This is a genomic window from Micromonospora sp. B11E3, assembly GCF_039871625.1.
GTDB lineage: Bacteria > Actinomycetota > Actinomycetes > Mycobacteriales > Micromonosporaceae > Micromonospora.
In genome coordinates this window covers 20,331-43,278 of sequence record NZ_JBDPMC010000042.1, presented here as the reverse complement: position 1 = coordinate 43,278, position 22,948 = coordinate 20,331, and the positions used below count along the sequence as shown (strand labels likewise).

General features: G+C 71.8%; 21 protein-coding genes. 11 read left to right on the top strand and 10 right to left on the bottom strand.

What is annotated here, in order from left to right; translation table 11 throughout:
* Positions 1-47 precede the first annotated feature (47 nt).
* Together ABGB16_RS20810 and ABGB16_RS20805 are read right to left on the bottom strand one after the other, a co-directional pair.
* Positions 48-452: a hypothetical protein gene (locus tag ABGB16_RS20810; protein ID WP_347669759.1), complete on the bottom strand. Its 405-nt coding sequence runs from the start codon at positions 450-452 to the stop codon at positions 48-50.
* Between the two features lie 72 nt (positions 453-524).
* Positions 525-962 carry a hypothetical protein gene (locus ABGB16_RS20805; protein ID WP_347669758.1) on the bottom strand — a complete coding sequence of 146 codons (438 nt, stop codon included), beginning with the start codon at positions 960-962 and terminating at the stop codon, positions 525-527.
* 482 nt (positions 963-1,444) lie between these two features.
* On the opposite strand from ABGB16_RS20805, the gene ABGB16_RS20800 reads away from it, so the two are divergent.
* From ABGB16_RS20800 to ABGB16_RS20790, 3 genes are all read left to right on the top strand, one after another.
* The gene (locus ABGB16_RS20800) at positions 1,445-3,550 is read left to right on the top strand and encodes a prolyl oligopeptidase family serine peptidase (protein ID WP_347669757.1); all 2,106 of its coding nucleotides are present in this window, start codon (positions 1,445-1,447) and stop codon (positions 3,548-3,550) included.
* A gap of 186 nt (positions 3,551-3,736) precedes the next feature.
* Positions 3,737-5,137, top strand: a complete 1,401-nt coding sequence (locus tag ABGB16_RS20795; RefSeq protein ID WP_347669756.1) for an MBL fold metallo-hydrolase — start codon at positions 3,737-3,739, stop codon at positions 5,135-5,137.
* A gap of 272 nt (positions 5,138-5,409) precedes the next feature.
* Complete coding sequence (locus ABGB16_RS20790; protein ID WP_347669755.1) at positions 5,410-8,601, top strand: hypothetical protein; 3,192 nt, start codon at positions 5,410-5,412, stop codon at positions 8,599-8,601.
* A gap of 75 nt (positions 8,602-8,676) precedes the next feature.
* Here the strand turns inward: ABGB16_RS20790 and ABGB16_RS20785 are convergent, their stop codons facing one another.
* From ABGB16_RS20785 to ABGB16_RS20775, 3 genes are all read right to left on the bottom strand, one after another.
* Entirely contained in the window at positions 8,677-10,695 is a 2,019-nt protein-coding gene (locus ABGB16_RS20785; protein ID WP_347669754.1) for a S8 family serine peptidase, read from the bottom strand.
* 138 nt (positions 10,696-10,833) lie between these two features.
* Positions 10,834-11,442, bottom strand: coding sequence for a hypothetical protein (locus ABGB16_RS20780; RefSeq protein ID WP_347669753.1), 609 nt, complete (start codon positions 11,440-11,442; stop codon positions 10,834-10,836).
* A 363-nt stretch (positions 11,443-11,805) separates the two neighbouring features.
* On the bottom strand, positions 11,806-12,681 hold the full coding sequence (locus ABGB16_RS20775; protein WP_347669752.1) for an aminoglycoside phosphotransferase family protein: 876 nt from the start codon (positions 12,679-12,681) through the stop codon (positions 11,806-11,808).
* 219 nt (positions 12,682-12,900) lie between these two features.
* On the opposite strand from ABGB16_RS20775, the gene ABGB16_RS20770 reads away from it, so the two are divergent.
* Positions 12,901-13,365: a hypothetical protein gene (locus ABGB16_RS20770; protein ID WP_347669751.1), complete on the top strand. Its 465-nt coding sequence runs from the start codon at positions 12,901-12,903 to the stop codon at positions 13,363-13,365.
* A complete protein-coding gene (locus ABGB16_RS20765) occupies positions 13,352-13,888 on the top strand; it encodes a DUF3995 domain-containing protein (RefSeq protein ID WP_347669750.1) in 537 nt (178 codons plus the stop codon). The genes ABGB16_RS20770 and ABGB16_RS20765 overlap by 14 nt, the downstream gene beginning before the upstream one ends.
* Positions 13,889-13,917: 29 nt before the next feature.
* Here ABGB16_RS20765 and ABGB16_RS20760 read toward each other — a convergent pair whose 3' ends face one another.
* On the bottom strand, positions 13,918-16,503 hold the full coding sequence (locus ABGB16_RS20760; RefSeq protein WP_347669749.1) for a tetratricopeptide repeat protein: 2,586 nt from the start codon (positions 16,501-16,503) through the stop codon (positions 13,918-13,920).
* A gap of 156 nt (positions 16,504-16,659) precedes the next feature.
* Here ABGB16_RS20760 and ABGB16_RS20755 point away from each other — a divergent pair, with 156 nt between their 5' ends.
* The 4 genes from ABGB16_RS20755 (at position 16,660) to ABGB16_RS20740 (ending at position 19,551) form a co-directional block, all read left to right on the top strand.
* Entirely contained in the window at positions 16,660-17,142 is a 483-nt protein-coding gene (locus ABGB16_RS20755) for a hypothetical protein (RefSeq protein ID WP_347669748.1), read from the top strand.
* 315 nt (positions 17,143-17,457) lie between these two features.
* On the top strand, positions 17,458-17,901 hold the full coding sequence (locus tag ABGB16_RS20750; RefSeq protein WP_347669747.1) for a hypothetical protein: 444 nt from the start codon (positions 17,458-17,460) through the stop codon (positions 17,899-17,901).
* A gap of 722 nt (positions 17,902-18,623) precedes the next feature.
* A complete protein-coding gene (locus ABGB16_RS20745; RefSeq protein ID WP_347669746.1) occupies positions 18,624-19,178 on the top strand; it encodes a TetR/AcrR family transcriptional regulator in 555 nt (184 codons plus the stop codon).
* A 10-nt stretch (positions 19,179-19,188) separates the two neighbouring features.
* Positions 19,189-19,551 carry a hypothetical protein gene (locus tag ABGB16_RS20740; protein WP_347669745.1) on the top strand — a complete coding sequence of 121 codons (363 nt, stop codon included), beginning with the start codon at positions 19,189-19,191 and terminating at the stop codon, positions 19,549-19,551.
* A gap of 49 nt (positions 19,552-19,600) precedes the next feature.
* Here ABGB16_RS20740 and ABGB16_RS20735 read toward each other — a convergent pair whose 3' ends face one another.
* From ABGB16_RS20735 to ABGB16_RS20725, 3 genes are all read right to left on the bottom strand, one after another.
* Positions 19,601-19,867 (bottom strand): hypothetical protein, encoded by a 267-nt coding sequence (locus ABGB16_RS20735; protein WP_347669744.1) that lies wholly within the window; start codon positions 19,865-19,867, stop codon positions 19,601-19,603.
* Between the two features lie 272 nt (positions 19,868-20,139).
* Positions 20,140-20,340 (bottom strand): DUF397 domain-containing protein, encoded by a 201-nt coding sequence (locus ABGB16_RS20730; RefSeq protein ID WP_347669743.1) that lies wholly within the window; start codon positions 20,338-20,340, stop codon positions 20,140-20,142.
* On the bottom strand, positions 20,331-21,098 hold the full coding sequence (locus ABGB16_RS20725) for a DUF5753 domain-containing protein (protein ID WP_347669742.1): 768 nt from the start codon (positions 21,096-21,098) through the stop codon (positions 20,331-20,333). Before ABGB16_RS20725 ends, ABGB16_RS20730 begins: the two co-directional genes overlap by 10 nt.
* A gap of 206 nt (positions 21,099-21,304) precedes the next feature.
* Between ABGB16_RS20725 and ABGB16_RS20720 the strand changes: the two genes are divergently transcribed.
* Positions 21,305-21,544 carry a hypothetical protein gene (locus ABGB16_RS20720; protein ID WP_347669741.1) on the top strand — a complete coding sequence of 80 codons (240 nt, stop codon included), beginning with the start codon at positions 21,305-21,307 and terminating at the stop codon, positions 21,542-21,544.
* A complete protein-coding gene (locus ABGB16_RS20715; RefSeq protein WP_347669740.1) occupies positions 21,541-21,837 on the top strand; it encodes a hypothetical protein in 297 nt (98 codons plus the stop codon). The genes ABGB16_RS20720 and ABGB16_RS20715 overlap by 4 nt, the downstream gene beginning before the upstream one ends.
* Positions 21,838-22,252: 415 nt before the next feature.
* Here ABGB16_RS20715 and ABGB16_RS20710 read toward each other — a convergent pair whose 3' ends face one another.
* Entirely contained in the window at positions 22,253-22,918 is a 666-nt protein-coding gene (locus tag ABGB16_RS20710; RefSeq protein ID WP_347669739.1) for a TcmI family type II polyketide cyclase, read from the bottom strand.
* Positions 22,919-22,948 lie beyond the last annotated feature (30 nt).

Genomic DNA, 22,948 nt, shown 5'->3' with positions numbered 1-22,948 from the left:
GGGCGGCACCCGCGCCGGCCGATCCGACCTGCCGGCGAGCCGGGCGGTCAGGGCTGGCCGGGGCTGGGGGATCGGGGCAGGCGCGGGCCTCCGACGAGGGAGTCGCCGGCGACCCCGTTGTCCGACACCGCCGGCGCGGCGGCCACGCCCAGCCCCTGCAGTACCGCCAGCACGATCAGGATCCACTCGTCGGGGTCGAGCCCGCCGAGGATCACCGTGGCGAGGACCTGGAGTACGGCCAGCAGCGCGGCCACGGCCGACTTGGCCCACGGGTACTCCGGGGCGAGCGGCACCAGGTACACGCCCACGGCGTTGACGGCGGCGATCGCGACGGCCACCCACTCCTCGGGGTCGAGGTGATTGTCGCCGGAGAGTTTGGCGTACAGGGCGGTGAGGACGAAGAACAGGGCCGACGCGATGGCCTTGCCGTACCTCGTGGCGAACGCTTTCATGGATCCCTCCCGGTGCGGGGTGTCGGGGTCTGCGGGGGATCGCCCGGCGGAGGAGCGCTCGTCCGTCGGGCCTCAGTCCGTCCTGTCGTCGTCGGGATGCTGGCCGGTGGGGTCGCGCGGGGGGTGGGGGTGGCGGTCCTCATCGGCGACCGCGAGCCGGATCCGCTGCACCGTCGCGTGCGGTGCCATGATGGCGGCGCGCCACCGTTCGAGTGTCCGGGTCAGCTCCCAGACCGTGGCGCGCAGGCGTTGGATCTCGCGCTGTGACGCCGCCATCTGCTCCCTGACCTCCAGGGCCTCGGCCTCCAGCTCGGCCACCCGGGACCGCAGCGGCTGCACCAGCGTCAGTGCCACCTCGGTCAGCGCGCCGGCGGCGTCCGCTCGCAGCTTGCGTCGTTGCACGAGGACGGTGGCGAGCACGCTCAGGCCGCCGGCGCCGCCGAGCAGCCCGAGCGCGGAGATCAGGATCTGCGCCCACTGCGGAGAGCCGGGCGCCTGCTCGGTGGTCATGGTCGTGGTTCGGGCCCGCTCGTCCGGAGGCGACGCGTCGGGCCGGCGGCGGCCGGCCCGCGGTCACGGCTCCGCTTCCTGATCCCCATGGCGCTCTCCCCTCTGTCGCCATGCGGTGCGGGCGTCGACCGGCGGCGGTCCTGCCGTGACCGCTGCCCGTCACGGCAGCTGTCCGGCAAGCCTGCGGGGCCGGCCCGCCTGGTTCAAACATATACCCAGGTCAAAGCCACTGTGGCCCGCTGAAGGGGCGAGTGTGGGCGGTGAGCGGCCGAATCCGTTGTCGAGTTTGCGACAGGACGGCGAGGGGCCTGTGCGGGAGGCCCGCCACGCCTCCGGCGCCCCGCGCCGGTACGCCCTGGCCGGGTGCTCCGCCGTCCGGGCCCGCCGGTCGGCCGTCGGAACGGCGGAGACCGGTACGGAGGGTCGCCAAGCCGACACCGTTCGGGGATTCCTGCGGCCGGGCCGTCGGGGATAGTTGCCAGGTGGCAACACTCAACGGAGGCGACGACCCGTACCGCTGGCTGGAGGACATCGACGGCGCGGACGCCGCCGGCTGGGTGCGCGAGCGCAACGCCGAGACCGTCGCCGCGCTGAGCGGCGGCGAGGCGTTCGCCGGCCTGCGGGCCGAGATCCGGCGGGTGCTCGACGCCGACGACCGCATTCCTGTTCCGCGCTGGTACGGGGACGGCCACTACTACGACTTCTGGACCGACGCGGCCCACCCGCGCGGGCTGTGGCGGCGGACGACGCTCGACCAGTACCGCCGCCGCGAGCCGGAGTGGGACGTGCTGCTCGACGTCGACGCACTGGCCGCCGAGGAGGGCGAGAACTGGGTCTGGCAGGCGGTGACCGTGCTGCGCCCCGGCCACGGGCGCTGCCTGATCAGCCTGTCCCGCGGTGGCGCCGACGCCGCGGTGGTGCGCGAGTTCGACCTGGCCCGTCGCGCCTTCGTCCGGGACGGTTTCACGCTGGCCGAGGCGAAGAGCCACGTCCGCTGGATCGACGCCGACCACGTCTACGTCGGCACCGACTTCGGCCCCGGCTCGCTGACCTCCTCCGGGTATCCCCGCGTCGTCAAGCGGTGGCGGCGGGGCACGCCGCTGTCCGAGGCCGAGACCGTCTACGAGGGGCAGACGGACGACGTCGAGGTGCACGCCTGGCACGACCCGACGCCCGGTTTCCGGCGCGACTTCGTCGGCCGCCGCCTGGACTTCTTCCGCACGGAGGAGCACCTGCTGACCGAGGCGGGCGAGCGGATCCGGATCGCGGTGCCCGAGGACGCCCAGTGGGACGTACGCCGGGAGTGGCTGCTGATCCGCCTGCGCTCGCCGTGGGCGGTCGGCGGGGTGACCCATCCCGCGGGCGCTCTGCTGGCGGCCCGGTTCGACGCGTTCCTCGCCGGCGTGCGGGAGTTGACGGTGCTGTTCCGCCCGGACGACCGCACGGCGCTGAGCTACCACGCCTGGACCCGCCATCACCTGATCCTGGCCACCCTTGCCGATGTGCGCAGCCGGCTGGAGGTGCTGACGCCGGGCGAGACCGGTTGGCGCCGGGAGCCGCTGGCGGGGACGCCGGAGTTCGACCACAGTCGAATCCTGGAGACCGACCCGGACCACGGCGACGCGTACCTGCTCGCCTCGGACGGGTTCCTCCAGCCGGGCACGCTGCGGCTCGGCCAGGTCGGCGGCCCCGTCGAGACCCTCAAGCGGGAGCCCGCGTTCTTCGACGCGGACGGCCTGACCGTACGCCAGTTCTTCGCCACCTCCGCCGACGGCACGCGGGTGCCGTACTTCGTGGTGGGGGATCCGGCCGCGGGCGGCGGGCCGACGCTGCTGACCGGGTACGGCGGGTTCGAGCACTGCCTGCTCCCGCACTACGACGGGGTCATCGGTCGGGGGTGGCTCGCCCGGGGCGGCACGTACGCCGTGGCGAACATCCGTGGCGGCGGCGAGTACGGCCCGAGGTGGCACCGCGCCGCCCTGCGGGAGAACCGACCCCGGGCGTACGAGGACTTCGCGGCGGTCTCGGCCGACCTGGTGACCCGGGGGATCACCACGCCGGGGCGGCTGGGCATCGTCGGCGGCAGCAACGGCGGGCTGCTGACGGCGGTGATGCTGACCCGCTGTCCGGAGCTGTTCGGGGCGGTCGTCGCCCGGGTGCCGCTGACGGACATGCGCCGGTACCATCGGCTGCTGGCCGGCGCCTCGTGGATGGCCGAGTACGGCGACCCCGACCGGGAGGCCGACTGGGCCTACCTGCGGGAGTACTCGCCGTACCACAACGTCCGCGGCGGGCGGCCGTACCCGCCGGCCCTGATCGTCACCTCGACCCGCGACGACCGCGTACACCCGGGGCACGCGCGCAAACTGGCGGCCCGGCTGCGCGAGCACGGCCACGACGTGTCGTACTACGAGAACGTCGAAGGCGGGCACGGTGGCGCCTCCAACAACGAGCAGCGTGCCTTCGTCTCGGCGCTGATGCTGGAGTTCCTGTGGCGCACGCTGACCGGACGGGCCGACCCCGCCCTGCCCCGTCCGCGTCCCGCGGTCGACGCGGGGCGGGCGATCCGCCCCAGCACCCGCCGCTGACCGGGACACGGGACGCCACGAGACGCGCGCTGACGGGTGGCCCACGGCGCTCTGCCCGACCGCACGCCGCTCGGGTCGCTCGCCGGGCTGGGTGCGGTGATCCGGTTAGCCGCGGGGAGGGCGGGTAACCCCGGCAGGAGGGGACGAAGCGGTCGTCGGGCCAGGCCGGGTGGAAGGGAGCGCGTCGTGGCAGTCGAGGTGTCCGTCATCGAGACGTCCTCGCTGGGGGACCGCAGCTACCTCGCCTCGGACGGGCGCGTGGCGGTGGTCGTCGACCCCCAGCGTGACATCGACCGGGTCCTCCACCTGGCCGGGGACAGGGGGGTCCGGGTCACGCACGTGGTGGAGACGCACCTGCACAACGACTACGTCTCCGGTGGGCTCGAACTGGCCCGGGTCAGCGGCGCGGCGTACCTGGTGGCGGCGGCCGACGAGGTCGGCTTCGACCGGACGCCGGTGGCCGACGGCGACGAGGTGCCCGTCGGGGACACGCTGCGGCTGCGGGCGGTCGCCACGGCGGGACACACCTTCCACCACCTGTCGTACGTCCTCGACGAGGCCGGCGACGACGGCTGGTCCCCGGTGGGCGTGTTCACCGGCGGGTCGCTGCTGTTCGGCAGCACCGGCCGCACCGACCTGCTCGGGCGGCGGCACACCCGCGAGCTGGCGCGGCGGCAGCACGCCTCGGCGCGGCGGCTGGCCGACCTGCTGCCCGACGGCACGCAGGTGTGGCCCACCCACGGGTTCGGCAGCTTCTGCGCGGCCGGCCAGGCGGACGTGGCGGAGTCGACGATCGGTCGGGAGCGGGAGGCCAACCCGGTGCTCCGGCTCGCCGCCGACGAGTTCGTCACGCAGACGCTGGCCGGCCTGGACGCGTACCCGGCGTACTACGCGCACGTGGGCGTGGTGAACGCCGCCGGAGCCGCGCCGGTCGACCTCACCCCCGTCACCCGGGCCGACGCCGGCCAGTTGCGCGAGCGGATCGCCGCGGGGGAGTGGGTGGTCGACCTGCGGCACCGCAAGGCGTACGCGGCCGCGCACCTGGCCGGCACGGTCAGCCTCGGCCTGGACGGGCCGATGTCGACGTGGCTCGGCTGGCTGATCGACTGGGGGACCCCGGTCACCCTGCTCGCCGAGACGCCGGACCAGGTGGCCGACGCCCAGCGCGAACTGGTCCGCATCGGCATCGACCGGCCCGCCGCCCAGGCCACCGGCGGCGCCGACGAGTGGGCCGCGGACCCCGCGCAGCGGCGCGAACTGCGGCTGGCCGACTTCCCGGCGCTGGCCGCGGCCCGTGCCGGGGCCGCCCCGGCCGGGCTGCCCGCCGCCGACGTGGTGCTCGACGTGCGGCTGCCCAGCGAGTGGAAGGCCGGCCACGTCGACGGCGCCGTGCACGTCCCGCTGCCGGACCTGCCGGCGCGGCTCGCCGAGGTGCCGCCCGGCGTGGTGTGGGTGCACTGCAGCTCCGGCTACCGGGCCACGGCCGCCGCGTCGCTGCTGGCCAACGCCGGCCGTGAGGTGGTCGTCATCGACGACCGGTTGGACCGGGCCGCCGCGGCGGGCGTCGCCATGGTCGGGACCGACTGAGGCCCGGCCGATCCCGGTCGCCGTCCCTCGACTCTTTCCGGCGGCCCTCCGGGCGGTCCCGCGCCGACCCGATCGGCGGAGCGCGCCCGGATGCCAAGACCGGCGCGGCCGGCCCGCGTGGACGGGCTTCCCTTGTCGATCAGTCGGTTTCTGGCAGTCCACTATCCACAAAGGGACGACCCTCCTACGGTGATCTCCGGCACGTCGGCGGGTGAACGTTGCCGGGAGCCGACCCGGTGACGCGATGCGGGCGTTTACAGGGGGTTGTCTCGATGCACATTCGGAGCCGCGCCGTCGCGGGTCTGGTCGCCGGGGCGGTGGTGTTGCTGGGCCAACCGGCGGCTGCGAGCGCGGCTGCGGGCAGGCCCGCCGACGATGCCGCGAGAACAGGCGGCGCCGCCACACGTACGGTCGCGGTCGCTGCCCGGGCCGTCCCGGGACACACCGGGCTGGTTCCCGGCACGCCGCGCAACGACGTACCGAGGATCACCGACGGCGAGATCACGGACATCGAGGTGATCGGGAACCGGGTCTTCGTCGCCGGCTCGTTCACGTCGATCGCCAACGTCGGCGAGACGCCGCTCGCGCAGCCGTCGCTGGCGTCGTACGACATCGACACGGGCAGGGTCGACACTACCTTCCGGCCGACGTTCGACGGATCCGTCGAGGCCGTCGAAGCCTCGCCGGACGGCTCGGCGCTCTACGTCGCCGGCTCGTTCAACACCGTCGGTGGCCTGACGAAGCGCAAGGTCGCCCGGCTCGACCCGGTCACCGGTGCTCCGGTCGCGGGGTTCACGGCGCAGGGCAACGGGCGCGGGACCGCGCTGGCCGTCAGCAACACCGCGGTGTACGTCGGCGGCCAGTTCACGAAGATCAACAGTGTGAGCCGCCCCGCGCTGGCGGCGCTCAACCCGACCACGGGGGCGGTGGACAGCGGCTTCAACCTGCCGCTGTCCGGCGGCATCGGTGTCGGCGGCATGCTCACCGTGCAGCAGTTGAAGCTGACGCACGACGACAGCAAGCTGCTGGTCGTGCACACCGGTCGGCAGATCGCCGGCCAGGACCGCTACGGCGTCGGCCTCGTCGACACCGCCGCCAAGACCCTCCTGCCGTGGCGCACGCGCCTGTGGGAGGACAACCTCTCCTTCGTCGGCGGGATCCAGCGGGTCTTCGCCGGTGACATCGCGCCCGACGACTCCTACTTCGTCGTCACCAGCGGCTCGGGCGGCGACCGTCCGCCGATCAACGACACCGCGATGGCGTTCCCGGTGGCCGGCGACGACCACGTCGAGCCGATCTGGGTGTCCCGGCACTTCGACAGCGTCTACTCGGTCGCCATCACCGAGACGGCCGTGTACGTCGGCGGCCACTTCAGCTGGCAGGAGTCGCCGACCTCGAACGTCCCCTGGCCGGGTCTGGACAACGTCGGGTACGGCACGGGTCAGGGCCTGAGCGGCTACGCCCTCGGGGACCAGGTGGTCCGCCGTGACCACATCGGCGCGCTCGACCCGGCGACGGGCACGGCGCTGGAGTGGAACCCGGGCTCCAGCTCGTACGAGGGGGAGAAGGCCATGCTGGCCACCCCGCGGGGTCTCTTCGTCGGCGGCGACGGCAACACCAAGGGCGGCCTGCCGGTGGGGCGGGTCGGGTTCTTCGACCTCTCCCGGGTGCCGGCGCCCTCGCCGGTCGACACGACGATCGTCACGCCCATCGAGGGCGCGGTCAGGCAGGCCAACGAGCCGTTCACGCTGGAGGGTCAGGCGACCTCCCCGGCCGGCGTCACCAAGGTCGGCATCGAGATCCAGGACCGGAACTCCCGCAAGTGGCTGCAGGACGACCTCGTCACGTGGGGCGCCGCCAACAGCATCAACGCGACGGTCGCCACGGTGAACGCGCCCTCGACCCCCTGGTCCCTCACGCTGTCGATGCCCGTCGGCGAGTACCAGGTCCAGGCGAAGACGTTCGGTGGCAACGGCGAGGCCGACGCCACGAAGGCCATCAAGAAGATCGAGACCTTCAGCTTCGACGACCTGCCGCCGGCGACGAGGATCACCTCCCCGGCCACCGGCCTGGTCGCCGCCACCACCTTCGTCGCCACCGGCACCGCCAGCGACGACAAGGGCGTCAGCGCGATGACGTACTCGTTCCGCCGCTCCGACAACCAGTACCTGCAGGACGACGGGACGGTCGCCCCGGTCTACAACACGCTTCGCGGCGATCCGGACATCATCGGCGCGCTCTCGACCACCTGGCAGCTCGAGGTGACCCTGCCGACCGAGGGCGACTGGAAGATGACGGCCACCGCCATCGACATCGCCGGCCAGAGCGACCTGCGCGGCGACTCCCGGGACTGGATCGTCTCGACGACCGGTGTCGCGCCCTCGGTGGCCATCAGCACGCCCGTGCCGATGACCCCGCCCACCCCCGCCGCGCCGGTCACCGTCGCGCCGGGCAGCCCGATCACGTTCTCCGGCACCGCCGGCGACGACGACACCCTGAAGTCGGTGGAGATCTACCTGCGCAACAACAGCACCCGCGAGGCGCTGGCCGCCGATGGCACCTGGGGCGTCGACGCGATCGCGGGCCTCTACCGGATCTCGCCGACGAACCTGAACGCCGCGACGTACGACTGGTCCTACACCACCGCGCCGCTCACGCCCGGGGTGTACGACTTCGCGGTGCGGGCCACCGACAACCTCGGCCTGAGCACGACGACGGCCAACCTGGGCCGGCTCACCGTCACCGCTCAGGTGCCCGGCGACACCTTCCCGAACGGCCTGTTGAGCTTCACCGGCGTCGACCAGAACGTCGAGGCGCTGCACCTCGACCTGGCCGGCACCGCGACCGACGACAATGGCGTGCAGGGCGTGCGGGTGGCGCTGCGCGACCTGGACACCGGCCGGTACGTGCAGCCGAACGGCACCATGGCGGCCAGCTTCGCCACGGTGGACGCCACGCTCGCCTCGCCGGGCGCGACGAGCACGACATTCACCCTGCCGATCGACCTGCCCACCAAGGGTGAGTACAGCGTCGAGGCGTGGGCGGTCGACACCGCCGGTCAGCAGGACGGCTCGACCTCCGGCGCCACCGCCCGGTACCTCGTGTACCCGGGTGACCTCGACCCGCGGCTGGAGCCGAGCCTCCTCGTACCGACCGACGGCGCCGTCTACACCGAGTCGAGGATCGTGGTCAGCGGGCGCGCCGTGGACGACGTCGGCATGTCCAAGGTGGAGGTCCAGATCGTCAACGGCGCGGGCCAGGGGATGAACGCCTCCGGCGCGTTCGTCGCGGGCACCGCGCCGTGGATCTCGACCTTCCTCACCAGCCCGGGCTCCCCGGGGTCGAACTTCGCCTACACGTCACCGGTGGTCCCGGCGGGGGCCTATACCGTCGTGATCAGGGCGGTCGACAACTACGGGCAGCTGCAACAGCCGCCGAAGACGGTCTCCGTGACCGTCAGCTGAGCCAGTTCACCAGGCGGCCCCCGCCCGGTCCGAAACATCTTCGGACCGGGCGGGGGCCGGTTCAGTCAGCGCGGATCAGGACACGTTGAGCGCGGTGTCGTCGACGACGAACGAGGTCTGCAGCGAGGAGTCCTCCACGCCGTACCAGCGCAGCCGGATCGTCTGCCCGGCGTACGAGGACAGGCTGAACGACTTCTGGCTGTAGCCCGTCGCCTTGTTCAGGTTCGAGTAGGTGGCCAGGGTCTGCAGCACGGTGCCGGACGTGTTGAGCACCTCCACCCTGAGGGTGTCGTACGCGGTGGTCGTGGTGCTCTCGGCACTGTCGATGTGCAGCCAGAAGCTGAACGTGTAGTTGGTGCAGCCCGCCGGCAGCGTGACGTTCTGGTACAGGTAGTCGGTGTGGCTGGTGCCGTACCCGTTCAGCCAGGCGTTCCAGGTGCCGCTCCGCGGCGGCTGGCCGCTGGCGCCGTGCTGACCGATCACCCCGGAGGTCTGCGTCCAGCCGGTGGTGCCGGACTCGAAGCCCGGGTTGGTGATCTTCTGGCCGGGGCTGGCGCACGAGCCGCCGGAACCGACCGTCAGGGTGTACGTCGCGGTGCGGGTCACCGAGCCGGTACCGGTGACGGTGACGGTGTAGGTCCCCGCCGGGGTGGACGCGGACGTGGTGATCCGCAGGCTCGACGAGCTGCCGGAGGTCACCGACGACGGGGTGAACGACGCGCTCGCGCCGCTGGGCAGGCCGCTGGCCGAGAGGTTCACCGTCTGCGGGCTGCCGGAGGTGGTCGTGGTGTTCACCGTCGTGGTGACCGAGCCGCCCGGGGTGGTCGAGCCGGAGGCCGGGGAGACCGAGACGGAGAAGTCGTTCGTGGCCGTGCCGTTGACGACGTACAGCAGCCTGTTCGGCGAGCCGGTGCCCGGGCTGGTCACCACGTTGGCGGTGGAGTTGTTGACCAGGTAGTCGCGCACCTGCTGCGGGGTGTAGGAGGCGTTCTGGGCCAGCACCAGCGCGGCGACACCGGCCACGTGCGGCGTCGCCATCGACGTACCGCTGATGGTGTTGGTGGCGGTGTCGCTGGTGTACCAGGCCGAGGTGATGTTCGTGCCCGGCCCGAAGATGTCCAGGCAGGAGCCGTAGTTCGAGTACGACGCGCGGGCGTCGTTGTTCTGGGTGGCCCCCACCGTGATCGCGGCGGCGACGCGGGCCGGCGAGGAGTTGCAGGCGTTGGTGTTCTCGTTGCCCGCGGCGACGGCGTAGGTGATGCCGTCGTTGATCGAGTTGACCGTCGCGTTGTCGATCGCGGTGTCCGCCCCGCCGCCGAGGCTCATGTTCGCCACGGCCGGCTGCCCGGCGGTGTGGTTGCCGGTGACCCAGTCGATGCCGCCGACGACCTGGGCGGTGGTGCCGCTGCCGGAGCAGTTCAGCACCCGGACGCCGACCAGCTGCACGCCCTTGGCCACGCCGTACGACGAGCCGCCGACCGTGCCGGCCACGTGCGTGCCGTGCCCGTTGCAGTCGTCAGCGCTGCCGCCGTCGATGGCGTCGTACCCGGTCACCGCACGCCCGCCGAAGTCGCTGTGGGCGAACCGGATGCCGGTGTCGATGATGTACGCCCGCACGCCGCTGCCCGTCACCGGGTAGGTGTACGAGTTGTTCAGCGGCAGGTTGCGCTGGTCGATCCGGTCCAGGCCCCACGACGAGGTCGGGCTCTGGGTGCCCTTGATGGTGTAGATGCCGTTCTGCTGCACGTACGCCACCGCCGGGTTCGCGGCCAGGTGCTCGGCGGCGGCGCGGGGCAGCGCCACCTCGAAGCCGCGCAGCGCGTGCTGGTACGTGCGCCCCACCGAGCCGCCGTAGCGGGCGGTGAGGTCGGCGGCGGTGTCCGCGACGCCCCGGCCGCGCAGGGTCGCGGTGTCGTTCAGCACGACGATGTAGCTGTCGGCGACGACGTCGGCGGAACCGGCCGGCCGGATGGTGCCGGCGGCGGGCGCGGCCTGGGCAGGGGTGGTGGCCATGACGGCGACGGTGGCCGCCGCCGAGACGATGGCGAGCGCGGCGAGCCTGCCGCGCCGGCCCGTGCTGTTCGGGTGACTCATCCTCATCCTTCCTCAGATCGACGCCGGCCCGCGTGGGCGCTGGCCACCGCATCGGTGACGTGGGTCGATCGGGGTGAGGATATGGCTCTGTCGATCAAAGGAAAATAGGTAGATCAATCTATGTAAGGAGGTCCTTGATCACCCCATCGGCCAGGAAGATCCTGTTTGTGCTCGTCTGTCGCGCCGCCCGCGACGCGCTGGCGCGGGGGTGTCGTCAGGGGCCGGCCGCCGGGTGAGCTGCCGCAGCACGGTCGGGTCGGTGATCCTGTCGTCGGCCGCGAGCATGATCGCCTTGGACAGGATCGTGGACAGCATCGGATCGTCCTCGAACGGCAGGTGCAGCCGCTGGGTCCGGTCGCGGGCCGCGACGATGCACAGGTACGCGTCGTCCGGCTCCATCATGATGTTTCCCGAGCCGAGGTGGATCCGGTACCCGCGGAGGTTGCCCCGCACGTGCAGGTGGCGCTCCGACAGGCTGACCCGGTCGGCGATCCGCAGCCGGGGCAGCAGCCGGGCCAGCGCGTCGCGGCGCACCTGCGCCGACGGGGTCAGCGCGGCACCGACGCTGCTACGCCAGTACCGGCCGAACCGGTCGTCGCCGCGGTCGGCCCACTGCGGGTCGGTGGCGATCGAGGTGACACCCACGAACAGATCCACGTCGCGCATGGCCTCGGTGAAGACCAGCGGTGGCACCTCGGCGACCGGCGCCGGCTGCCACGTCGCGCCGTCGCGTCGGGCGAACCGCACCTGGTCCGTGGAGCAGTACAACGCCTCGTGGCCGGGATCGTCCCCGGTGTGCGCGAGCTGGTGGTGGAAGGACGCGCGCCACGCGCGTCGGTCGGCTGCACCAGGCCCCGGAAGTGCTCGGCCTGGCTCGCGTTGAACCGTGCGACCTCCTCGCGTACCCGCAACCGGACCAGCTCCCGGGCGGACATGCGCTCCGGCATGCCGGCCAGCGGCCAACTGTCGATGGCCCGTCCCGTCGCCGTCTCGTCCCGAATCATCACCGTTGCCATGCCGTCCGGTCCCGCTCCTCGCCGTGTTGTGAGCAGCATGATGGCAGCCCCCTCCGACAGACTGCGGGCGCGGACGCAGGAGCCGGCAGGCCGGTCAGGCGGTCATCCGGTGCTCGAGCACCTGGACGAGGATCCGGTTCTGCACGCCCTCGGGATCCGGGCTGGACTGCCCCGCCATGGTCACCAGCGCCTTCCACAACGCCCATCCGCGGGCCCGGCGCCACGCGTCGTCGGGCAGGCCCACGGCTTCGCGGAAGAGGTTCCGCTCGTCGCCTTCGAAGTACGTCCAGGCCATGACGAGGCCGCACGCGGGGTCGCCCACCCCGCAGGTGCCGAAGTCGATGACCGCGGACAGCCTTCCGCCGGTCGTGAGCAGGTTGCCGACGGCGACGTCGCCGTGAAACCAGGTGGGCGCCGACGGCCAGGCCGAGGTGAGCGCCTGCGCCCAGACCGCCCGGCAGGCCGCGACATCGACGACGTTCCGGAGCCGGTCGAGGGACTGTTCGACGTCGTCGCTGTAGACGCTGGGGTGGCAGCCGCGAAAGAAGGAATGACGGCCGCAGGCCGGCCCCGCCTCGGTGGGAGCCTGACGCAGCGCGGTCAGGAAGGCGCCGAGATCCCGTGCCAACGCGGCCCGGTCGACGTCCGTGGCCGCCTCGACGGTCTCCCCGGGCAGCCAGCGCCGAATGGACCAGGGGAACGGATAGCCGGCGGCCGGGCGGCCGGTCGCGACCGGCTCCGGGACCGGCAGCGGCACGTGACCGACCAGTACGCGCAGACACCGGTCTTCCTTGTCGACGCCGGGTACGTACCCTTCGGCGCTCGGCAGGCGTACGGCCAACTCGTCGCCGAGCCGGAACGTCCGGTTGTCCCAGCCCTGCCGGGCGACGGGCGCCACGGGGAGGTGGCTCCACTGCGGGAACTGCTCGGCGACCAGGGCGTGCGCGAGGCCGGGGGTTATCTCGATCACCGCCCGAGTCTGCCTGCCCCGTGGGCGACTATCGACCGATATTCGGCCGGCGTCGGAGAAGGCAGTCTTCCACTCCGGACGCTGACGGTTGGCGCCGATCAGTCCGAGGTGAAGTTCCGCCCGTTCCCAGGAGGGCGGCTGGTGCTCCCTCCTGCGCGGTAGGCGCCTCACCCGCTTTCGGGAGTCGGTGCCCGACGCGCGACGCCTACGGTCACGACCATGGTTGATTCTGCTCGCCCGCGCCGCTGGCCGGCGTACGCGGTGGCGGTGCTGTTCCTCGGTTACGCCGTGGGAAAGGCTGTCTTCGCCCTGCAGGCCCGGCTCGGGTTCCCGGGCGGCCCGGTCGTGTCGGCTGCCGAGACCGAACGCTACGCCCGCCAGTTCATGGACGCGGCGACCGCACAGTGGTGGGCGACCGCCTCCGGCGTGCTGGGTGCCTGCCTCGCCCTCGCCACGGTCACACCGCTGGGGCGCAGGGTGTCGAGAACGTTGATGCTGTTGCTGCTGGCCGGGATGCTGCTGGCCGTCGGCGCCGGCGCGTTGATCATGATCGTGGACGGGTTCGTCGGCATCGGCGTGGGCTGGCAGTGGTATCACGCAGTCCTCGGGATCGTCGTGATCGGGCTGCACCTGGCGATGATCCAGTCGTACGCGAAGGCGACGAGACGACGTGTCGCGGCCTGATCGGGCGCGGATCGGCGCGTACGGGGCGGCGGCGTGCGCCGCGGCCTACGGATCGATGAAGCTGGCCCAGGCGCTGGGGGCCAATGCGTTGGCCGACAGGGATCCGCTGCCCCCGGAGCTGCGCGAACGGCTGCTCGCGCGTGATCCGCTGTTCGTGGCGAGCCACTGGGTGCTGGCCGCCGCCGCGGTGGTCGGGGTCATCGTCGCGCTGGCCACCGTCCGCCCCTGGGGTACGGCCGTCCCGCGCCGGCTGCTGGTCGCGGTCGCCTGGACGCTGGGGGTCCTCATGGTCGTCCGGTCGCTCGGGGTGCTGGGGTTCGGCTTCGTCGGCGACGCCCTGCTGCTGACCGGGGTTCGCCCGCCGCCGGGCGGGCACGCCGCGCTGGCTCGCACCCTGGCGCGCTGGGATCTGCTGCTCTGGTCGCCGTTCTTCCTGCTCTCGGGCGCCTGCTGGACGGTGGCCGGATGGCGGCTGGGCAGGCGAGGGAAATCGACGCCAGGCGAGCTACGGCCAGGCCCATGAGACTAGCGAAAGCCGTCTGCAGTGCGGCGTCATGACGACGCTGTCCCCTCCGCGGCAATGGTTTCGAGCTGGGTCCGGATGTCCTCGGCCTGCGGCATGCCGAGCTGGCCATAGAGCGCCAGCGCCGCACCGTAGTGACGCCGGGCCTGGTCGGCGTCACCGAGACGGTGCCAGGCGCGGCCGAGGCCGGCGTGCGCCCGGGCCTGCTGGTCGGCCGCGCCGATCTCGGCGGCGATGTCCAGGGCGGCGCCGTGGTGGGCCAGCGAGTCGTACGCCTCGGCTGCCTCGCCGAGGCCGTTGAGCGCGTACGTCTCGCCGTCCCGGGCGCCGGCTCGGCGGAAGACCTCCAGCGCCCGCCGATGATGATCGGTGGCCGGCCCCGGTCGGCCGAGGAGCGTTTCGAGAACGCCCAGGCTGGTCAGCGTCCATGCCTCGCCGTCACGGTCGCCGCGCTCCTGGTAGACGCTGCGGGCCTGTTCGATGTGTTCGCGGGCGGCGTCGTAGCGTTCGAGCTGCAGCTCCACGTCGCCGAGGTTGCCCAGCATGGACGCCTCGCCCGTGCGGTCCCCGGTCCGCCGGCACAGGTCCCTGGCCTGCGCATATCGTTCGGCGGCGTTCAGGTGGTCACCGAGTCGTGCCTCGGCGAAGCCGAGGTTGCCCAGGGCGCGGGCCTCGCCGGTGAGATCACCGGCCCGCCGGTAGCCGGCCAGCGCGGCCTCGTGGCGTCGGGCCGCCTGCCGGTAGCGGCCCAGGCGCGCCTCGATGACCCCCAGATTGGTCAGGACGCGCGCCTGCCCGGTGTCGTCGTCGATCTGCCGATGCAGCTTCAGGGCCTGTTCCAGGTGGTCGGTGGCCTGCTCGAACCGTCCGGTCTGCACGCATGCGGCGCCGAGGTTGGTCAGGGCGGTCGCCTGCCCGGCCACGTCTCCCAGGTCGCGGGCGGCGTCGCGGGCGCGGCCGTGCACGATGAGGGCTTCGGAGTAGTACCCGCCATTGAGGTAGCGGAACAGCGTCGCCGACAACCGCGTCGCATGGTGGGGCCAGCCCTGGGCCGTGGTGTGGACGGCGACCGCGACAAGGGTGTCCCGTTCGGCGTCCAGCCAGGCCCGGGCGGTCGCGGCGTCGGGCAGGGCCGGCATCGGGGTGGTCGGCGCGCTGATCCGGGGGCGGCGGTGCGCTTCGGCCGGGTGCAGGACGTCCATCGCGGCAGCGGCTGTGCTCAGGTAGTAGTCGAACAGCCGGGTCAGGGCGGTGCGGCGTACCGGCGGCGGGTCCTCGTCCCCGGCCTGGTTCAGGGCATATGCCCGAAGGACATCGTGCAACGCGTACCTGCCCGGCGCGGCCGACTGCACCACGTGGTCGCGGTGCAGCTCGTTCAGGTGCGCCCGCGCCGCCGGCAGACTGACGTCGGCGAGCGCCGCCGCGGCGTACGGGTCGAGGTCTTGCCCGGGATGCAGCGCGATGAGTCGCAGCGTTCGGCGGTGGCCGTTGGGCAGGCGGCGGTAGGACAGGTCGAGCGCCAGCTCGACGCCGGTGTCCAGGCGGCGGTTCCGATGGCGCTCGGCGAGCCGGTCGGCGTGGTCGGTGAGCGTCCACCCGGGCCTGCTGCGGATGTGGGCGGCGACCAGGCCGAGAGCGAGGGGCAGGTGGCCGCACAGCCGGGCGATTCGGGCCGTGGCCTGCGGGTCCGTGCCGACCGGGGTGCCGGGGACGGCGTCGGCGAGGTACGCGACGGCCTCGTCCGGGGTGAAGACGTCCAGGCGCAGCCGAACCCCGGGCGGCAGCGGCGCCAGGCGCCGCCGGCTGGTGATCAGGGTGACGCAGTCGGGAACCTCGGCGAGCAGTGGACGGACCTGATCGGCGTCCGCGGCGTCGTCGAGGACGACCAGCGCCCGCGTTCCGGCGACCCGCCGGCGGTACGCGGCTGCGCGATTCGGCAGAGCGTGCGGGATCTGGTGCGCGGGTACGCCGAGCAGACGCAGGAAGCCGTCGAGGACAGCGTCCGGGTCGACCGGAGGCTGGGCCGGATCCGGGTGGAATCCCCGCAGGTTGACGAACAGGACGTGGTCGAACGGCCGCTCCGCGGCGAGCAGCCGCGCGGCGCGGACGGCCAGGCGCGTCTTGCCGATCCCCGCCATTCCCTCGATAACGCCGACCATTCCGGTGGGGATACGGCGGCGGAGTGCGGCGCGTAGCCGATCGAGTTCGCCGGTGCGGCCGGTGAAGTCCGCGAGATCGTGCGGGAGTTGATCGTGGACGCGTACCTGGGACGCGGCGGTGGCTTCGCCGCCGATGATCCGCAGCGCCTGCCGCCACTGGCTCACGTAGCCGACGTCGGGATGCAGCGCTTCGACGATGGCGACGACCAGATCCGTGTTGAGCCGGCGGCGGCCGGGCCGGAAACAGTCCACCACGGTGGTCTTGCGGGTCAACTCGACGGCGGGCCGGCCCGTCTTGGACCACGCCGCGTTGATCCGGTCCTTGATGACCTCGTAGGACGGATTCCCAGCCCAGACCTTCAGCAGCCGCAGCTGCTCCACGATGTCGTCGAGGGTGGCGGCCTGCCCGGGATCGGGCGGCTGGTGAAAGACGGCCGATTTCGGCGGAGCAGGCACGGTCCCCAGGCTATCGACCGGACCGTCCCCGGCGGCGTTCGGATTCGGTCGGTTTGCGGCGCCCTGGTCGCCGCGTCGTGTTCAGTCGCAACGGCACCCGCTGCGCCTCGTCGCGGCGGTGCCGGATGTCCCACTCGAGAGCAGGAGGAGATGGCAGTGCTCAGACGACGGTTGGCGCAAGCGGGTGTCGCGATCGGCATGTTGGCGGTCGCCGTGCTGGGGTTCAGCCCCGCCGCGAGCGCCTCTCCCACCAGTTTCGTCGCCAAGGCGGTCCACGCCAACGGGGCAGGTGCGCTGGCGGTCCAGGCCACCGGCGGGCTGGCCTGGTACAGCAGGTCCGTCACTCTCACCTCGGTGACGTTCTATGCCAACGCCGGCGAATGCGGATACCTCGGCGCGGAGGGCTGGCAGGGATCGACCCTCATCGACTTCAAGTTCTATCCGCCGGGGTCAGGCGAATTCTACTGCGGCGGCTCGACCGGCAAGTGGTTCACCGTTGGCAACATCGCGCTCGACGGCAGCCAGGTGTCCGGCGGGATCACCCAGGTCAGGGTCTACGTCTTCGACCACTACCACGACGGTACGGGGTACGCCTACTGCGGCAGAACCAGCTCCGCGTGCACCAGCGGTCAGTTCTAGGCCCGGCCTGACAGGGCGTCGAAGCCGGGCGAGGTGCGCGGCTTCGGCGCCACCAGAAGATCATGCCAGCCGGCAGCGCCGGTGACCGCGCCAGCGATCGGGCGGCTGGTGGAAGGCGGCCGATGGGCGGAGCAGGAACGCCCCAGGCTATCGGCGGTCCATCCCGGCGGCATTCGGATTCGGTCGGCTTGCGCCGCCCTGGTCGCCGCATCGGGTTCAGTCGAGACGGCACCCGCTGCGCCTCGTCGCGGCGGAGCCGGATGTCCCACTCGAAATCAGGAGGAGATGGCAGTGCTCAGACGACGGTTGGCGCAAGTGGGTGTCGCGATCGGCATGCTCGCGGTCGCCGTACTGGGGTTCAGCCCCGCCGCAAGCGCCTCCCCCGCCAGTTTCGTCGCCAAGGCGGTCCACGCCAACGGGGCCGGTGCGCTCGGGGTCCAGGGCACCGGTGGGCTGGCCTGGTACAGCAGGTCGGTCACTCTCACCTCGGTGAAGTTCTACGCCAACGCCGGCGAATGCGGATACCTCACGGCGTGGGGCTGGCAGGGATCGACGTTGCTCGACACTTACGAGACCGGCCTCTACTGCGGCGGCTCGACCGGTCAGTGGTTCACCATCGGCAACATCCCGCTCGACGGCAGCCAGGTGTCCGGCGGGATCACCAAGGTCGAGGTCTACGTCGATGACTACTACCACTACGTGACGGGGTACGCCTACTGCGGCAGAACCAACTCCGTGTGCACCACCGGTCAGTTCTAGGCCCGGCCTGACGGGTGCCGAAGCCGTGCGAGGGTGCACGGCTTCGGCGCCCGTCAGAGGCTCCTGCGCGCCGGCAGCGCTGGTGACCAGGCCGGCCGTTCCGTTCGCCCGCCCACACTCCCGCCCGGTCCCCGGGTCGACGGCCGACTATGGCCGGCGTACCAGGGCACTCAGGCATCCGAGGATCCGACGGATGTCCTCCACGCCGAGGTAGTGCCCTCCCGGCAACCGCTGGTGCTGTGCATACGGGATCTTGCTGGCCAGATGTTCGGCATGTCCGTGCGGGCACGGTGCGTCATCCAACCCGTGCCAGACGCTCGTCGTCACCGAGACACTGGACAGGTCGAAGCACCAGGGCCGGACCATTGCGACGCAGTCGTCCACCCAGTCGTCGATCCCGCCATGCGCCGCCCGGATGCGATCGACGTATCCAGCATCGGCGCTGCGTCCACCGAGCCGGGCGGGGTCGGCGTCGCTCAGCTCGTAGCCCGCGCCGATGGCTGGACTGCCCCACCCCGCCCCGCCCCGTCGATCATGGAGTCATGGTGGGCGAGAAGGATGCCAATGCCTGTTGTGCGGGGCACCGCACCTCCATGATCGGCGGTGGTCAAGGCGCGCCAGGGCGAGCGTGGGTCGGGGTTGAGCGTGAGGCGGAACAATGCGACCTTATTTAGGAACGCTCGTTCTTGACTGATCGTTCCTGAATCGGCTACGGTTCATCCATGGGTCGTCCGAGAGCATTCGACGAGACGGAAGTGATCAGGGCGGCGGTGAGCCTGTTCGCCTGCCGGGCCTACGACGGCATCTCCGTCGACGACCTGGTGACGCACCTCGGTGTGCACCGCAACAGCCTGTACAAGGTCTTCGGCAGCAAACGCGGGCTGTACCTGGCCGCCCTGCGGTGGCACCTGGAACATCAGGTCCGGCCACTGCTGGCGAAGGTCACCGCGGCCCCGGACCCGATACGAGCATTGCGGAACATGTTCGTGGCCGGCACCGCCAACCCTGACATGGACCTGCTGCTGCTCGCGATGGTCGAACGCGCGCCGGTGGACCCCGAGGTGGCAGAGGAGGTCGCCCGCACCATGCGCGGCTTCGACGCTGCCATCGATCTCGCCCTGGGCGACGGCGCGGCGGCCGCCGACGATGCGCCCTCACCCCTGGCCTACGCGCTCAGTGCGGCGATCCTCGGCCTACGCCTGCGAACCCGCACCGGCGTCGACGCGGCCGGCGCCGGCACGGTCCTGTTCGACCGGATTCACCAACCGCAACCCTGAAGGAGCTTCCATGGCCAAGGTGTACATCGACAACGACACCCTCGTCATCGAGATCGAAGGACTGGACAAGCTCTGGGCCCTCAAGAGCCGCCTGGAGATCCCGCTGCCCAACGTCCGAGGCGCCACCGCCGACGCCGGCGTGACCAGGGAGCCCAAGGGCATCCGCGCGCCGGGCGCCCACCTGCCCGGCGTCATCACCGCCGGCACTTTTCACATCGATGGCGAGCGCATCTTCTGGGATGTCCGCGACCCGGCCAAGGCCGTCGTCATCGAACTGCGCGACGAGCGCTACGCCCGGCTCATCGTCCAAGTCGCGGACCCCCGGGCCACGGTCGACCTCGTCGAGCACGCCATCACCCGCTCCGCCACCTGATCCAAGGATCAGCCACCATCAGGTGCGGTAACCAGCGGCGGCCACCCCGCTACTGCTGCCAGCCGGCGGTCCCGAGCGCCATGTTGATGAGCTGCGCCAGCGCGAAGAACAGCCAGAGGAGGGACCAGTACTGCACCGGGATCGAGAAGAAGGTGTGCTCGTTGTGGTACTCGTCGGGCCCGTCGGAGCTTCGGTTCATGAGGCGCCCGACGTACCACGTCGCAATGGCGGCCAGGATGAACCCGAAGGGCACCCCGGGATAGCCCAGAACTTGGTAGCCGACGGCGACTGCGATGGCGGGAAACACGAGGGCCACGATCCCGCCACCAGTCCACCACACAGCGCACCCCCCGAACTCGGCAAAAGCCTCATCGATCACCCTAACTTCCGCCCCTACCCCTGGGGTAGTCGGTGCCAACCAGGGCAGATCATGTGCCGGCGATACACGATCGGTGCGGATGGCGCCGCCGGAGCAGGGATCATTCGCCGGCGACCGCGGATGATCCCGTACGCGTCGTCGCGTCGTCAGCTTCCACGGATGCGGCAGGCCCCCGACAGTGTCGAGGGCCTGAGAGATTGTGGACGCGGTCAGCCGAGGGGGCCGACCTCCTTCGCCAGGTCGACGAAGCCCCGCCAGCTTGCCGGTGTGAAGGTCAACGTTCCGCCGTCCCGATCCTTGGAGTCGCGGACGAGGACGACGCCGGGAAGGTTGTCGGCCACCTCGACGCAGTCGCCCTGGTTGTTCCCGCTCTTCGTGCTCTTGCGCCACCGGGCGCCGCTCAGGTCCATGATCGTGCCGCTTCTTTCAGAAGGTCTAGTGAGCGCTTTCGGGGGAGAGACTCGCCGCGGATGCGTTCCCAGCGTCGCTCCAGCGTAGCAACGTCGGCCGGCTGCTCGAAGATCTGCGCGGTCATCTGGCTGTCCACGTACGCCACGCGTGCCCCGTCGGGCATCTCCGCGATGGTGAACGGCCCGCCGAGGCCCGGGTACATACCAACGTCGGACGGCACGATGTGTATCTGCACGGAGGGAAGCTGCGCGCACTCGACGAGATAGTCCAGCTGCTCAGCCATGAGGGCCCTGCTGCCGTACGCGCTTCGGCCTAGAACCCCTTCGTCGATCACTGCGATGTAAAGAGGTCCGCCCTGGCGGCGGAGGATTGTGTGCCGGGCGTTGCGCGCTGACGCTACCTCGTTAACGCGTTCTGGTGACAGGCCTTCACCTTCGACCGTCGCCCGCGCGTACGCCTCGGTCTGGAGAATGCCCGGCACCCACGCAAGCTGGAAGGCCCGCAGGCTGACGGCCTCGCGTTCGATCTCCATCCACGGGCGGAACCATCCGGGCTCGCGTCGCTTCAGGAGGTCCGGCCAGAGCTCGGCGACTTCACGTTCGAGGAGGGCCGCGACCTTCGCCCGGTGCCGAGACTGTGGAATGTGCCCCGGATTTGCCCACCGTGCAGCGGTTTTGGGGTCGACTCCTATCTGCTCCGCAAGACTCTCAGCGGTTTGGCCGGTGGCGGCCATGGCTTCGGCGACAGCTCGGTTCATCCCGGATCTCCTGCGGAATGTCCAACTTGGCTCAGGATCAAAATGCTACGCGGTGTGTTTGTATCACAACTCTCGGCAAAGTGTGGTCCCAGGACGGCGCGTTCGGTGGAGGCCACAACCCGGCGGGCGCGCCCTGTCACCGGGGGCCGCCGTGTTCCCGCCGACGACGCGGCGGCCCCCTCTCCAGTCGACAGAGAGGGGACTCGATGGGAGGGCGTCACCGTTTCCGGGGCGGCCGGCACCGGGCGCCGCGCGAGGTACGCCGGGACGAGCGCAGGCCGAACCCCGAGCGTCCACCAGACCGCTACCGTCCGCCGCTTGTCGGCCCGATGGTTCCGCCGCCGCGGGTGCCCCGCTACGACGTCGCGACCCAGGTCCTCTGGCACCTGGCCGGCGAGCTGCGTACCCCCGCCCAGATCCTGCGCGGGCACGGGGGCGCCCGGTGACCGCCCGGGCCATCAAGGCCGGCGACGTCCTGCACCTGACCCGCGCCGCCAGCCCGCAGTTCGTACGCCCGATTGTCGTGCGGGTGATCCGCGAGCTGGGGGACCGGCACACCTACCACGGGTGGACGTGGATCCTGGCGTACGAGCTGAACGGCCGGGGCGACGCGACGCGCCAACGCGAGCTGTTCGTCCGGCGCGAGGGGCTGAGCTGGCCGGCACCGGCCCCGCAGCCGACGGCCCCGGCGGTCCGCCGGCCCCTGCGGGGCGCGAACCGGGTACGGGTGTCAGGGTGAGGCCCGCCGGGAGCACCTGCCGACCCGCCCCACCTGGCGCTGCCAGGCGTGCGGGATCGCCTGGCCGTGCTCGCCCGCGAAGCTGCGCCTCCTCGGCGAGTACCGGGGCGACCGCGTCGCCCTCGGCGTCCACCTGGCCGGCCTGATGGTCGAGGCCGCCGCGCAACTGGCCGAGCTGGACCCGGGTACGCCCCCGGCGAACCTGGCGGACCGCTTCCTCGGCTGGATTCGCCCGCGCGGGTGACCCGAACCCCGCACGGGACCGCCCCGCGCTGTCCAGCTCCTGGACGGCGCGGGGCGGTGACCCGTGGGTTCTGCGGTGGCGGTAGCACAGACGGGGCAGCTCCACAGGAGCCGAAAACACCCCTACCTACCCGTCCCGGCGCGCCGGGCGTCGCCGCCCGCCGACGATCCGTCAGTCCTCGGCTCGCCAGCGGTAGAACTCCCTGGCCAGCGAGTCCTGGTGGCCGCGCCAGGTCTCCGGCTGGTACGGGCTGATGTACGGGCTCAGGTCCGCCATGATTTTTGCGAAGGCCGGCTCGTCCTGGTGGCGCCGCATGTCCTCGGCGGCGGCGGTGTCCTGCTCCAGCAGGTGGACGTACACGTCGTCGATCGAGTAGAGCCAGCGCCCGCTGACGCCCAGGTCCCTCGGCAGCGATCCGGCGTCGGACTCGGCGAAGACGCGCGCCACGTCGGACTCGGCGCCGGGCTTGATCCGGCCCACGACCACCGTCAGCGTCGTGTCTTCGGGAGGCTCCTGACCGTCCGGCGCCCAGTGGTAGAACTCCTTCGCCACCGAGTCCGACGGGTTCTGCCAGTACCTCGGGTACGGCGTCACGTACGGCGCGATCTCCTCGGCGATCTTCTGGAACGCGGGCAGTCCGCGGGTCTGGCCCGAGATCCTGGGATCCTGCTCGCGCTCGATGACGTGGATGTAGAGGTCGTGGTGCGACAGCAGGCGCCGCCCGATGACGCCGAGGTCCTGCGGTCGGGTGGCCCTGTCGTAGTGCCCGAAGACCGGGCCGACCTTGTCCTCGCTGCCGGGGACCATGCGGCAGACGATCACGTTGCGGAAGACCATGACGACTCCTTGACTGGGATGGGAAGCGGG